General features: G+C 67.6%; 15 protein-coding genes. 10 read left to right on the top strand and 5 right to left on the bottom strand.

From position 1 onward, the window contains the following. Positions 1 to 1256 precede the first annotated feature (1256 nt). Positions 1257 to 1916 carry a hypothetical protein gene (locus DMA15_RS30190; RefSeq protein WP_125515878.1) on the top strand — a complete coding sequence of 220 codons (660 nt, stop codon included), beginning with the start codon at positions 1257 to 1259 and terminating at the stop codon, positions 1914 to 1916. Between the two features lie 168 nt (positions 1917 to 2084). Here DMA15_RS30190 and DMA15_RS30185 read toward each other — a convergent pair whose 3' ends face one another. Beyond that, complete coding sequence (locus tag DMA15_RS30185) at positions 2085 to 2603, bottom strand: hypothetical protein (RefSeq protein WP_125515877.1); 519 nt, start codon at positions 2601 to 2603, stop codon at positions 2085 to 2087. 447 nt (positions 2604 to 3050) lie between these two features. Here DMA15_RS30185 and DMA15_RS30180 point away from each other — a divergent pair, with 447 nt between their 5' ends. After that, complete coding sequence (locus DMA15_RS30180) at positions 3051 to 3326, top strand: hypothetical protein (RefSeq protein WP_125515876.1); 276 nt, start codon at positions 3051 to 3053, stop codon at positions 3324 to 3326. A 170-nt stretch (positions 3327 to 3496) separates the two neighbouring features. On the opposite strand, the gene DMA15_RS30175 is transcribed toward DMA15_RS30180, so the two are convergent. Next, positions 3497 to 4078: a TetR family transcriptional regulator gene (locus tag DMA15_RS30175; RefSeq protein WP_125515875.1), complete on the bottom strand. Its 582-nt coding sequence runs from the start codon at positions 4076 to 4078 to the stop codon at positions 3497 to 3499. A gap of 115 nt (positions 4079 to 4193) precedes the next feature. Here DMA15_RS30175 and DMA15_RS30170 point away from each other — a divergent pair, with 115 nt between their 5' ends. After that, positions 4194 to 4886 (top strand): SDR family oxidoreductase, encoded by a 693-nt coding sequence (locus DMA15_RS30170; protein WP_125515874.1) that lies wholly within the window; start codon positions 4194 to 4196, stop codon positions 4884 to 4886. 10 nt (positions 4887 to 4896) lie between these two features. On the opposite strand, the gene DMA15_RS36835 is transcribed toward DMA15_RS30170, so the two are convergent. Next, positions 4897 to 5265 carry a hypothetical protein gene (locus DMA15_RS36835; RefSeq protein WP_164551648.1) on the bottom strand — a complete coding sequence of 123 codons (369 nt, stop codon included), beginning with the start codon at positions 5263 to 5265 and terminating at the stop codon, positions 4897 to 4899. On the opposite strand from DMA15_RS36835, the gene DMA15_RS30160 reads away from it, so the two are divergent. Together DMA15_RS30160 and DMA15_RS30155 are read left to right on the top strand one after the other, a co-directional pair. Next, positions 5252 to 6256 carry an NADP-dependent oxidoreductase gene (locus DMA15_RS30160; RefSeq protein WP_125515873.1) on the top strand — a complete coding sequence of 335 codons (1005 nt, stop codon included), beginning with the start codon at positions 5252 to 5254 and terminating at the stop codon, positions 6254 to 6256. The two genes, DMA15_RS36835 and DMA15_RS30160, sit on opposite strands and share 14 nt — an antisense overlap. Positions 6257 to 6419: 163 nt before the next feature. Then, on the top strand, positions 6420 to 7286 hold the full coding sequence (locus DMA15_RS30155; RefSeq protein ID WP_125515872.1) for an alpha/beta hydrolase: 867 nt from the start codon (positions 6420 to 6422) through the stop codon (positions 7284 to 7286). Between the two features lie 65 nt (positions 7287 to 7351). Here the strand turns inward: DMA15_RS30155 and DMA15_RS36830 are convergent, their stop codons facing one another. Beyond that, entirely contained in the window at positions 7352 to 7522 is a 171-nt protein-coding gene (locus DMA15_RS36830; RefSeq protein ID WP_164551854.1) for a hypothetical protein, read from the bottom strand. 317 nt (positions 7523 to 7839) lie between these two features. Between DMA15_RS36830 and DMA15_RS30145 the strand changes: the two genes are divergently transcribed. After that, positions 7840 to 8118, top strand: a complete 279-nt coding sequence (locus DMA15_RS30145; RefSeq protein WP_125515870.1) for a hypothetical protein — start codon at positions 7840 to 7842, stop codon at positions 8116 to 8118. A 795-nt stretch (positions 8119 to 8913) separates the two neighbouring features. Further along, the gene (locus DMA15_RS30140; RefSeq protein WP_125515869.1) at positions 8914 to 10083 is read left to right on the top strand and encodes a hypothetical protein; all 1170 of its coding nucleotides are present in this window, start codon (positions 8914 to 8916) and stop codon (positions 10081 to 10083) included. Here the strand turns inward: DMA15_RS30140 and DMA15_RS30135 are convergent. After that, a complete protein-coding gene (locus DMA15_RS30135; protein WP_125515868.1) occupies positions 10028 to 10330 on the bottom strand; it encodes a hypothetical protein in 303 nt (100 codons plus the stop codon). The genes DMA15_RS30140 and DMA15_RS30135 overlap by 56 nt on opposite strands. Positions 10331 to 10467: 137 nt before the next feature. Between DMA15_RS30135 and DMA15_RS30130 the strand changes: the two genes are divergently transcribed. The 3 genes from DMA15_RS30130 to DMA15_RS30120 all read left to right on the top strand — a co-directional run bounded on the left by DMA15_RS30130 (position 10468) and on the right by DMA15_RS30120 (position 13057). Continuing rightward, positions 10468 to 10815, top strand: a complete 348-nt coding sequence (locus DMA15_RS30130) for a hypothetical protein (RefSeq protein WP_125515867.1) — start codon at positions 10468 to 10470, stop codon at positions 10813 to 10815. A 22-nt stretch (positions 10816 to 10837) separates the two neighbouring features. Beyond that, the gene (locus DMA15_RS30125; protein WP_125515866.1) at positions 10838 to 11851 is read left to right on the top strand and encodes a hypothetical protein; all 1014 of its coding nucleotides are present in this window, start codon (positions 10838 to 10840) and stop codon (positions 11849 to 11851) included. Positions 11852 to 11965: 114 nt separating this feature from the next. Then, positions 11966 to 13057, top strand: a complete 1092-nt coding sequence (locus DMA15_RS30120; protein WP_125515865.1) for a hypothetical protein — start codon at positions 11966 to 11968, stop codon at positions 13055 to 13057. Positions 13058 to 13076 lie beyond the last annotated feature (19 nt).

Below are 13076 nucleotides of genomic sequence, written 5' to 3'. Positions count from 1 at the left end.
TCCGGGACAGACCGGCTACTGACCGTGAGCAGCATCGGGCGACGGTGTCTCTGACTGCTCCCCGCTGCCAGCGCGCTCAGCGCTCGCCGAGCACGGGCTCCGACGGTCCTGCAGGGTTCAGCTCATGAAATCACGGACCTTGCCACCTTTACCTCACGATCCCCGGTTAGCAAAACCGGGGATCTTCCGGATCATTGTCCATCCACCACTCGTGCCATTCATGGAAGGACCCTGTGATGCCCCAAATCCCCTGCTCTCCGCACATCTTGCCGACATTCTCACGCACCTTCGGCGGAAGACCGAAGACAGCGAGCGTTACGCACAGCAACGGCCAGCGGTACGCTGCTGAGGGATTCTGCTCATGATCCACGCCCTCGAGCAATGCTCATCGCGCACGGAGAATGCCATCTCCGCAGGAGTCACTGCTCACAGAGACGCGGCCCCTACAGCGGTTGTAGGGTCCGCGATTCCGTGGACACTTCCGCGTGATCATGGGCACGGTTTGGACATTTCCGCGTGATCATGGGCAGTGGTGACGGTCAGTAGCGGACTGCCAACGGCGTCCGCGCCGATCAGCAGTACTCACCGGAGGTCTCGTCCGAGAAGTGCGCGGTGACCCGTTCCCCGTGCTGGTCGAAGCCGTCGACGCTCTTGCCTGGGACCGATACCGCCCCGCACCTCCCGTGCTCGTCGAGAGAGCGCGCGTTGCCGGGCGGCGAAGCCCCCCCCCCGGATGCTCCGACCGCCAGAATACTGCGGCTGCTTCCGCTACAACCTTCGGTACGCCACCCCATCGGACGGCCCCCAGGGAGCCCATCCACGACGCCCTGTTGTCGAAGCATCTGGGGAGCCGAGGACGGCAGGCGCTGCACGGCGTAGCTGCCAAAGAAGTCCAGGGGCATGGTGCTCGTGATCATCCAACATAAGCGGTAACTGGTCAGAGGCGGCCTCTGGAACTCCTAAGCAGCCGTTGCCGCGTGCAGGAGCTGACTGACGGACGTACGCTTGAAAGTAGTCGGGGATCGCAGGAAGGCCACCACCATGCGACCAGACAACGACGCTGGCCAAGTCCTGACGCGTGACGACATCATGCGCCGACTCGATTGGGCATCCAAGAATCGGTGCCATAAGTCTGGCGACACGATCCTCGCGGAGTTTCGCGGAGCTGGGGTCGAAGACGCCGGGGTACTCGGGGACGTCCTCCAGCTGCTGGAACTATTGCCGGCGGACGACCCAGCCTTCCAGGACTGACGATCGTGGGCACCGCGGCTGAAGAGTGTGCAGAGGTCCGTTCGCTCACTCAGACGTGCCATGGTCAAGGACGACAGCAGAAACGCTTCGACGCATTCCGCGAGCTGATTCAGAAGCTACTGGTCCTGACGGTCATGGACGTCGGCGGACGTGTCGGGTTCAACCAGAGTTGGATCCCTGATAGTCGAACCAGGCTCCTTGTTGGGCGGTCACAAGACCCCGACCTGAACACCATTCCACTCAACAATGGCTGCTACCTCCGCATCACAATGACGGTGAGGATCACCACGAATAATCATCTCGCGGTCCCTGTGTCCTCGTTCCAATACCAAGCACACGAAGGAGATCAAGCGGAAATCTTCCGTTATGACTACACTAGGGAACAGAAGGACCGACACCCTCGGGCGCACCTCAATGTTCACGGGGATCTGAGTCAAAGTGTGCTTTCCCGTGGCAAGCAGTTGCAGTCCGTGCACTTCCCCACCGGGCGCATCCCTCTGGAGGCGGTCATCCGCCTCTTGATCGAGCAGTTCGAAGTTCCAGCTGCTACGTCGGATGAGGTCTGGATGGCAGCTCTGGCCGCAAGCGAGGACGAGTTCCGGAAAGTCTGTGACCGCCCGCTTTCAGGCCCGGAGGATGCGACTGACCTTTCCAAAGCGAGCTGACAACCACCACAAGGCGATTCCTAGCCTCACTCGCGAAGGCTGCCCGCACACAACGTCGCCATTGCGCTGGACCCCGGCAATAGCCACCGATGACCTGACCTGACCGATCCGCTACTCGGAGTCCGGGGCCTGAAGCGTCCGGTCCCGAAGGGCCATTTTTGGTCAGCTTTACCCCTGAGCTGGGGGGCGACGGCCTAGTCCAAGGGTCCTGTGGACCTCTTGCATGGCGTCTGGGCTCGCCCGGCTTGCCAGGTCCTCGAAGTAGAACATGGTCAAGTTGTGATATTTCTGCCTCTCTGCATAAACGAAGGGTGCCAAAGTATCCCAAATTCTAGCGATTGCGCCACCATACGCACCAAAAATAAGGCTCTCTTCGACTATGCCATGGGCTACCAGTTTGCCAATGTCGTCATAGAACAGGCCGACGCGGCGGATGTGCAGTTGCGCTTCCTGGGGAAGGTTCCTATACCCATCATCCGCAGGGTGTGCTGACAGTTCTTCGCGAATGTAGTGCATTGAACTCAGAAAGGCAGTGCTGCGGGTTTCCCTGAAGGCGTCAATCATGACCGGCAATAGATTCGAGTTGTGCGCCAGATTTAGCTGCCGGCGCGCCACCGTAATAGACATGGTGAGCGCGCAAACGGAGATCATCAAAGCAAGCACATTGAGCACAATAGAGATGTCCATGGAGTGAGTGTTCCCTCGATTCCACCCCGTAAGTGTGTGCCGCCTGTCCCGGAGCGCCCCACACAGCCCTCAGCCTGCCATCACGGCGCCCGGGCAACGCTCCCAACTGTCAGCCGGTTCCACGCTCGAAGGTCACTCGCGGTGACGGCAGAGGCCACCCGGCCAAGGGATCCTGCTCATGATCAGGCGGCGCAGGCAGTGCTCACCATGCGCGGAATCAAGCATTTTCGCAGGGTTCGCTGCTCACGAAGTCGCGGATCCTACACGCGTGTTGTAGGTTCCGCAGAATCGCGAGCATTTCCGCATGATCATGAGCAGCTTCTGAGCATTCCGGGTGATCATGAGCACTGGTCACGGTCGGTAGCCGTCAGATACTCCCTGTACGCCGAAGCCCTGGAGTAAGGCCGGGCGGAGGCCGAGAATGCACCCGACGCCCTGGGTGCGGTGATGGCGATCGTCCGACCGGTCGTCGCATGCAACCGCGCCCATGTCGGTAACGGGCGCGTCTACCTGCGCGAGATGGTCTTCGGTGACCCCACCGAGCCCCGCCACCACCAGGCCCTCGTCATCACCGCGCGCACCGAGGAGGCCGTCGCCGCTGCCCTGGGCCGCGCCGGGCGGCTCGGCGAGAGCGATGCCGGCGCGCGTCGTGTCCGCCGTGCTGTTCCTCTCGATGGCGGCAAGCGTGAACGCAGCCGCGAGCGTCGACGAGATCCTGCATGACATCCGAGACCAGCTGGCGGTCGTGCTGCCGCGCTGACGCCGGCGACACCCCAACCGCAGCGCTACGGCCGACGGGGCAATCACGGCCCCTCGCCGGGGTGCCCGCGATGTTCGACGGTGGGTGCGACCGGCGCGCACACGCCGCGCGGTGTCCGGGGCCCCGACCCCGGTCAGCGGGCTTCTGTCAGGGCCGCGTGCGCGGCGGTGAGGATCTCCTCGGAGAGCGGGGAGCCCTTGGTGGCCCGGGACAGGACCAGCGCGCCGAACAAGGTGCACAGCCGGGCGATACCGTCCCCGCCCTCGCCCCCTTCCTCGTCCCCGGTGGAGGCGAGGAACGCGGCGAAGTCGACCACGCCCTCCGTGTAGACGCGGCGGGCCTCGCGATCCTCGCCCCCGCGTGCGACGTCGACGGCGAGGGCTGCGACCGGGCAGCCGTCCGCCGCGTCGTCACGGTGTTCGACGGAGAGGTAGGCGTCGATCAGGGCCCGCTGCGCGGCATCCCGCCGCCCGTCGTACCGCTGGAGCTCGACCGCGTAGCGCCGGGCGAGCTCCTCGAAGGCATGGGCCGTGGCCTCGTCGACGAGCGCCTCCTTGGAGGCGAACTGCTTGTAGAAGCCGCCGTGGGTCAGACCCGCCGCCTTCATGAGTTCGGCGACGCTGACGTGGGTGCCCTGACCCCGGAACAGCCGCGATGCCGTATCCACCACCCGCCTTCGATTCTCCTCCGCCTGCGCCTGCGATACGCGGCTCATGACCACCTCCCGTTTGGATGTCAACTGGCATCTATCATAGACCCGTGTTTAGATTGGATGCATAATCTAATTTACTGCGGGCGGCCGACGGCACCCGCCATCACCAGGAGCAGACATGGAACTCAAGAACGCGGTCGCGGTCGTCACCGGCGCCAACCGGGGCCTCGGACGGCACCTGGCCGCCCAGCTCGTCGAGCACGGAGCGAAGGTCTATGTGGCGGCCCGCCGCCCCGAGACGGTCGACCTGCCGGGCGTCACCCCACTGCGCCTCGACGTGACGGACCAGGAGTCGATACGGGAGGCCGCCCGCATTGCTTCCGATGCGACGCTGCTGATCAACAACGCGGGCATCTCCACCGGTGCGACGCTGGTCGGCGGCGACCTGGACGAGGTACGTCGGGAGATGGAGACCAACTTCTTCGGCCCGCTCGCCGCCACCCGGGCCTTCGCCCCGGTCATCGAGAGCAACGGCGGCGGCTCCGTACTCAACGTCCTGTCCGCCCTGTCCTGGTTCCACCCGGCCGGCCTCGGCTCCTACGCGGCCTCCAAGGCCGCCGCTTGGGCGCTGAGCGACGCGACCCGTGAGGAGCTGGCACCGCGCGGCATCACCGTCTCGGCGCTGCACGTCGGCTACATGGACACCGACATGGCCGCCGGCGTGCCCGCCGACCAGAAAGTCGCCGCCGCCGACGTCGCAGCCCAGGCCCTGTACGGCATCGAGACCGGCCTGCCCGAGATCCTCGCCGACGAGACCAGCCGGTACGTCAAGCAGAGCCTGTCCGCGGCACCCCAGCAGACCGCAGGCTGACGCTCACCCCTCACCGCTCGTCCCGATCATCGGCCTGCGCAGCCTCTCCCAGCTCGACAGTTACCTCGGCGCCCTCGACGTCCAGCTGACCGATGAGCAGTACACCCGACTGGCCGGAGGTCAGCGCGGCGCCGCTCGGCGTCCCTACGAGGGGATCGCCGCCTCCCTGGACCGCCTCCAGGGAGGCGCCGCCGACCGGATCACTGCCCCGGTCGTGCCGGTGGCCTGATGGGTGAACGCGGCTGAGGACGCAGTGCGCCCGCGCCACACCCAGAAAGACAACACAAACTAGTTCGTACTGGGAGAAGCCCGGGGCGAGCGGAGACCCCGCCCTTCCACGGACGGGACACGGAACGGAGACGACGATGAGGGCTTTCATGGTCGAGAAGTACGGTGACGCGACCACCGTGCGCGCCGCCGAGGTACCCGACCCGCAGGTGGGCCCCGACGACGTCCTGGTCAAGATCCACGCGGCGGGCGTCAACCCGCTGGACATCAGGATCCGCAACGGTGATTTCAAGTTGTTCATGCCCTACCGTCTCCCGCTCGTCCTGGGCAACGACCTCGCGGGGACCGTCGTCCGGGTCGGACCGTCCGTCACCCGCTTCACGGTGGGTGACGAGGTCTACGCCCGGCCCGACAAGGACCGCATCGGCACCTTCGCCGAACTCCTCGCCGTCCACCAGGACGACCTGGCGGCCAAACCCGCCACACTCACCATGACCGAGGCCGCCTCCCTCCCCCTGGTCGCGCTGACCGCGTGGCAGGCTCTGGCCGAGCGGGCCCACGTACAGCCGGGCCAGAAGGTCCTCATCCACGCGGGCGCCGGCGGCCTCGGCTCCATCACCGTCCAGCTCGCCAAAGCGCTCGGCGCGCACGTGGCCACCACCGTCAGCACCGCCAACGTCGACCTCGCCAAGGAACTCGGCGCCGACGAAGTCATCGACTACCGCACGCAGGACTTCGCCACCCTCCTCGACGGCTACGACGTCGTCCTCGACAGCCTCGGCGGCGAAAACCTCGCCAAATCCCTGCGCGTACTCAAGCCCGGCGGCACGGCCATCTCCGTCGCGGGCCCGCCCGACCCGGACTTCGCCCGCGAACTCGGCACGAACCCGGTCCTCCGCCTGGCCATGACCGCGCTCAGCTTCAAGACCCGACGTCAGGCCAAGCGCCTCGGCGTGACGTACTCCTTCTTGTTCATGAAGGCCAGCGGCGACCAACTCCGCGAACTCACTCCCCTCATCGACACAGGGAAGATCCGCCCCGTCATCGACCGCGTCTTCCCGTTCGACCAGACCCTCCAGGCCATGGAGTACGTCGAAAAGGGCCGCGCGAAGGCCGGCAAGGTCGTCGTCGCCATGACGTAAGGCGGGCGCGCCGGCATCGACAGGCTCCGCCAGATCACCACCCGCGTCGAGCAAGGTCGGTCACGGGCAAGGTGCCCCGCTTGGCAGGGCCGTCATCATCAGCCCCAGCAGACCCGCCACCACCCCGCTGCGGGCGACCAGAAACACACCAGGAGAAACCATCATGAGCAGCACCGGCACCCCGAACGAACCCGTCATCACCTCGTACGCCCACGCCCCGGCCCGCACCATCACCGCCGGCGGCGTCACCTACGCCTACCGCGAGCTGGGACCCAAGGGCGGCATCCCCGTCGTCTTCTTCGTCCACCTCGCCGCGACCCTGGACAACTGGGACCCGCGCATCATCGACCCCATCGCCAAGGGTCGTCACGCCATCGCCTTCGACAACCGCGGGGTCGGAGCTTCCACAGGCCAGGTGCCGGACAGCATCGAGGCCATGGCCGACGACGCCTACACCTTCATCACGGCGCTCGGCTTCGACAAGATCGACGTCTTCTCCTTCTCCCTCGGCGGCATGATCGCCCAGGCCCTGGTAGTGAAGCACCCCGAACTCGTCCGCAAACTCGTCCTCACCGGCACCGGGCCCAAGGGCGGAAAGGACATCGACAAGGTCGCCGGCACCACCTACTGGGACATCTTGCGCGCCACTCTGACCCGGTCGGACCCCAAGGAATTCCTGTTCTTCAACCGCAACACCACCGGCAAGCCCGCTGCGCGCGCGTTCCTCAACCGGCTCAAGGAGCGCACCTCCGACCGCGACGCGAAGATCAAGACCCAGGGGTTCCAGACACAGCTGAAGGCGATCAAGAAGTGGGGGCGCTCCACCCCCGACGACCTGTCGACGATCACCCAGCCCACCCTGATCGCCAACGGCGACAACGACCGCATGGTGCCCTCGGTCCTCTCCGAAGACCTGCACCGACGCATCAAGGACAGTGAGCTGACCATCTACCCCGACTCCGGTCACGGCGGCATCTTCCAGTACCACCAGCAGTTCGCCCCCCTCGCGGTCGAGTTCCTCGCCCGTTGACCACTGGCGAACACCGCAACTGCACGTTCGGCGACCAGGAAGAGAAGAGCAGCACCACGAGCACCTCACCGTCCGCCGCTCAGCTGGGTGTGGAGAAGAAGCACCTCACTTTCCTCGATCCTGCTGTGGGTGCGCACCGACCAGCCCCGCCAGACCGGCATGAACCACTGGAACGGACCGCACTCAGGGATCATCTCCCCGACCCCGGGGGCCTGGAGGAGTACCGACAGATCCACCTCGCCGAGCACAACCCGGGCCGGTGGCCGGCGACCGACGGGGTGTAGACCTCGATCCCCGCGGACCGGAAGATCGACGGCGTCGCCGAAGTCACCTTCCAATCGGCGCTTGCGCCCCTGAAAGGGCGTAAGCAGACGAAGCTGGCTCACGCCGACGAGATCAACGTGTTCCGCCGCACCCTGCTCTACGCAGCCCCGGCGAGACGGTCGGTGCCCGCACCCTGATCTACCTGCGCCGCAGAGACGGGGTCGGCGCAGGCGAGTTCCGGAAGTTCGTCAACCAGCAGCTCGTTCACGCACTTGCCGACACTGCAGCGTTGAAGGAACTGCGCACGCAGACGTTCCTGTCCTGGAGCGAAAAGCTCTGGGACACCCCGAACGTCGCCCACGACACCCCCCACGACCAGCGATTCCACGCCTCCCTCGTCCTCGGGTTCAGCGACAGCGCAGCACGGGACGCATTCTTCACCGGCAACGCGATCGAGGGCCTGACCAACCAGCTGGCACCGCTCGCCTCCGAGATCCATGCATACGACGTCGCCGCCGCCTTGACCTTCGTCAGGAACGGCGCAATCCTCCCGCGCTACCAGGAGTGAACGGCCAGAGCGTGGAGCAGGTCCGACGGACCTGCTGAGCAATCAATCCATCTGCCCCGGGCTGGTCGCCACCCGTCAGCTACTTAAAGTGACTACCAAAAAGGTCCCGGTGGCGCGCCCTGCTCATGATCACCCGACTCAAGCAGTGCTCATCACTCGCGGAATCCGACGTTCCCGCAGGATCCCGTGCTCACCAAGCCGCGCTCCCTACAACGAACACGAGGGCAGGAGCTGGTGTCCTGATGGCCTCCGGGGTCACCCAGGCCACCCTGGACTACCTCGGCCGGCGTCTCAATGACGCCGCCGCCCACCTTCCCATCTCCCATGCGGAGGTGGGGCGGCGGCGCTCACCGACGCCATCGCCCTGCTCGCGCACCACCTCACCTACGCCAGTGAACGCGCGCAGGAACGCTTCGCCGCCTCCGAGAGGGTCTCCCTTCCCGAGCGCCACACTCTGATGCGGCTGGCCGAGGCGATGACCGCCGTCACTGATGCGATGGGCCACCTGACCGAGGCTCTGGACTGTGTGTCCACCGGCTTCTACCGCGAGGCCATCTCAGGGGTGGAGACCTCGCACCTGCGAGGCGATCCCAAAGCGCTGCGGGTCATCGCGGCCGCGAAGTGCAGCACGGCCCGGACGCAACTGATCGCCGCTGCTGCACAGCTGCACACCGAAAGCGGCCGCAGGGGCGAGGGGCCCCGGGTCGCCGCTGCCCTGAGGACACCTCCGCCCGCTCATCGCCCCGCCCCCGCGGTCCTCATGCCGCGGACTGCGGCGCTGACCACCAGGACCACATGTCACCCACACCTCCCACGCAGATCATCCTCAGCACCAGCCGCGCCAACGGGTTGGTCGCCGTCCCGTACGGCGAGGAGCACCTCCGGGCCGCCCGTGCCTTGGAGGCAGCCGGGTTCCAGCGGATCCCTGGCGGCGCTTTCGCCGCGCCGCTGACCGACCCAGCGGCCACTCGCCAGATGGCCAGTGCCCTGGTGCACCGCGCCCACGAGTGCGGCGCAACCATCACCACCAGCCCCCGGCCCTACCTGGGGGACTTCGGCGAGGACCTCGCCGCCCGGCTGCCCGGCGCCTGGAGCGCGCGGCTGGAGCTCTACTACAACCCTGAGGTGCAGAAGGACCTCATCGGCTCACTGTGGGACAGCGGAGATCTTCTCCAGGCTGTGCTCCACGACGCCGTTCCCGGCGCGGTCGTCCTCACGAACGGGGCGAGCACGGAACTGCTGCTGATCGAACGTCCCGGGAACGGTGGCGGTTACCTCCTGGGAGCCTTCGCCGCCGAGGAGTTCGAGGACAACTGGGAGGAGCCGAACGCGCCGCGCAGCATTGTGCTGCCCGGCGAACCGGACCTCGCCGCCCGCGCCGTCACCACTACGTTCCTGCCCGCCTACAGCCGGGCCCTGCACCAACGCCGGCTCGATACGGTGCTGAGCGCGCTGGAGCACATCCGGGCCGAGTACAAGACCCTGCAGGCCATCAAGGCGTCCGGCCGCTACAGCGACGGCGTCCCACTCGCCGACTCCCGGATGCTTCCCGAGATGGAGCGCTCGTTCGCCGACTACGCCTGGCTCTCCTTCCGCCACGTACTTGAGCACGCTCCCGTCCTGCTCAGCCGGTGCCGCCCCGCCGCAACTGCCTGGCCCCAGGACGCCGCCGCACTGGAGCGCCTGCACTCGGCACTGGCCGACAGCCAGGAAACCCGGGACGAGGACCAGGAACTGCGCGGCGTCCTGTTCTCCGTCGACGGGTGGAAACAGGCGCGCAGCCGCTTCGGTCTCGCCGCCCTGCCCGCGATCGAGACCTGGCTCGCCGACAGCGAGGCGTTCGAGCGCCAGGCCCGGGCCGCTGTCCCGGGCGTAGCGGTGGCGCTGTCGGCCCCGAGCCCGCGCCTGCTCACCGCCCGCCCGGCACCCTCCGCCGTGCGCCGGCCTTCGGCGGCACACCGCTGACCCAGCAGAAAGGATCCGTCTTCTGTCCGAACACTTCCACTTCGCCGTCCACCCCGAGTACGGCTTCGTCGCCGCTCCCACGGCCGCGGTCACCCCACACCTGGCCGAGTGGCTCCTCACCCGCGAGCAGTTCGAGCCCGTCCCCGAGCTGGCGGGCGTGTACCGGATCGCGCATCCGGAACAGGACGGCCAGCGCCGCACCCGCCAGGCCGTCCAGGACCTGCGTGCCCACGGATTGCGGGTGCACGCCGATTACTCGCTCGACCCCGCGATCACCCCCCAGCCCGCTCGCCCGTACCTCCGCAACGGAGCACAGCCCTCGGCTCAACCGACCGCCGTCGCCGGACGCGCTCCGGACCCGGGCCCGGCACGGGGGCGATGAGCATGAGCACCGAGCCCATCCGCATCGCCCGCAAACGCGGCGGCGAGGTGGATGTCGAGAGCCCCGTCGACGAGTTCGCCGCCCAGATCCTGGACCGCGCGGGGTTCATCTTCCGCCCGATTCTGGGCGGCGTCTGGATCCGGCTGCACTTCGACACCGGCCAGCAGCACGAGAACCGGCAGGCCACCTATGCCGCCCAGATGCTCCACGCCGCGGGCTACCAGGTCGATCTCGATCCGAGCCTGCTCCCCGCCGCCGGGCACAGCGCGCCGGTGAACGGGTGGCCACCGCGAACCCCCACCTGGCCGTCACATCCCGCGCCTCACTCCACGCAGCGGCGCCGGCCCTGACCTCTCCTGCACGCAAGGCACCATGACCCCCTCCGCCAAGATCACGCTCTACCTCAGCGCCCACAACAAGATCATCGCCCTGCCGAGTGGGACCGGCCGCAGATGGGCCCAGACCGCTCTGGACCTGTCCGACTTCACCAAGAGCCACGACCCGACCCGCACCCTGGCGCTGGATGACCAGGCCAGAGCGCGTCAGGCGCTCACCCATCTCCACCAGGCCGCCCGCGACTGCCAGGTGACTATCGCCACCCACCCCCGCCCCTATCTCGGCGACATCGCCGAGGCGATCGTGGCGGCACTGCCGGGCCACTGGATGGCAGACGTCGAGCCCCTGCCACAGAAACAAGACCACCCGTACTACCTACGAGACTTCGTCTGGGAGGCGGGCGAGATCTCCGACCTCCTGGACAGATCTCCGCTGGGCTTCGCGGCGATCCTCCGCGATGGCGGCGGCACTGAGCTGCTGCTGGTCGAGCGCCCCTCAGACGGCGCGTACATGGTCGGCGCTCTGATACCGAGCCCTGATCACGTCCATGTGACAGCCCCGGCTCCGCGCAGCGTCATCGCCTCCGATGCCCGGCTCGTCGCCCGGTTCACCCAGACCCGCCTGCTGCCCGACTACAAACGAGCCGTCCATCTCTCACGGCTCGACGAAGCCGAACGGGACCTGCGCTGGGCGCGGGACAAGCCGGGGGCACACGACCCCGTGGACCTGCAGGCAGCGCTGTACCGGTTCCGCGCCCACGCCATCGCGTTCATCGCCACCCTGCGCGAGGACACGCCGCTCTCGGCCGAGCAGACCATCTTCCTGGAGCGCATGCACAACGGCTTGAACCTCGACGCACTGGACGACCCGGATCCCGCCACCCTCGCCGACGCGGAAGCGGTGTGGCTCGTCGACGGCCAGGAGCTGATCGAGATGGCCCGCGCCGCCACGCCTGCGCCCCTCGCCCCACCCGCGAAGCCCAAGAAGCTGGCCGCAGCCCCACCGCCCCCGGGGGCGGTGGTCTTCAACGCCGCTGGCCCGCGCCGCTGAATCCCCCGCAGCCACCACGCCCCTGTACCGGAGTACCTCATCACCGACATCCCCGCCGAAGACCTCGGCACCGCCCTCACAGAACTGCGCACCTTCCAGGAGCAGTTCGCACTCATGCACCGGCGGAACGAGCGCGCCTGGTCCCAGGCAACGGCCGCAGATGCCTCACAGGCCGCGGCAGTCATTACGCAGAGCCGGCGCCGAGAAGGCGCCGAGCTGTTCGAGCGCCATGTGGCGCCGCACGCGAATACGCTGCTGGCCGCCGCACGGAGTGCCGTGGAGACCATGCCGCCGGCCCGACACCATGCCGCGTGGCGGGAGCTGATCGAGGACATGGCCCACGCCGCGGACCACATCGTCCGCATCCGGTCCGCGCCCGACAGCCAGGCCGAGCCCGATGCCACCCGCGCCCGTCATCTCCAGCTGTGGCCCTACGTTCTGGCCTGGGCCGAACGTGCCTTCATCATCAGCGGCCTTGCCGAACAGCACCGCCCCACCGGTCCGCCACTGCCATTGGAGGAACAGCAGCTCTGGACGGACCTCGCACTGGAGGCATGGCGACGCGGCGACTTGGACGTCGACGAGGTCTGGTACAGCGCCGACAACGAGCTCATCACCCTGGCCCACCTCGTCGAGCCCGACGACCAGACAGTGGTGGTACTGGCGGGCGAACTCGGCACCGAACAAATCCGCGTGCTCGGCCACTACGACACCGTGCAGAAAGCAGTCGAAGCATCCCCTCCCCCGGTCCCCGCCGGGGTCCTGCGCCCGGACTTCTCGCCCTTCGCACCCCCAACTCCTGCAGCGGAGGCCCCGGTGGCGAAGCTGGTCCGCCAGATCGATGAGGCACGGCACACCGGGGATGTCTACATGGCACTGCTCGACGCCGTGGATGACTCCGGTTTCTCCCGCGGTCCGCTGCCCCGCCTGGCCGACCTCCTGGACCGGGCGGCGACGTTCGCTGATGCGCTGGAGACGAAACAGGGCCAGCACTCCGCCGCCCGTCTGTCCGTCCTCGCGAGGCAGCTGGGCGCGCTGAGAGAGGAGATCGAGTCCGCCATGGAGGGCCTGGGGGCCGGCGTACTGCCACCGCACCGCACACCCCGCCCGGCGTTCCTCGTAACCCCCACACCACCGGCACCTTCGCCCACACCGTCTGCCGTTCCGGCCGCGCCCCCTGCCCCCGGCACTGCCCGCCGCCGCTAGCACCCCCTGCCCCCGGGGT

It is taken from the genome of Streptomyces sp. WAC 01529, assembly GCF_003945545.1.
GTDB lineage: Bacteria > Actinomycetota > Actinomycetes > Streptomycetales > Streptomycetaceae > Streptomyces > Streptomyces anatolicus.
The sequence above is the reverse complement of the archived record's forward strand: the minus strand, read 5'-3'. Positions and strand labels throughout refer to the sequence as shown.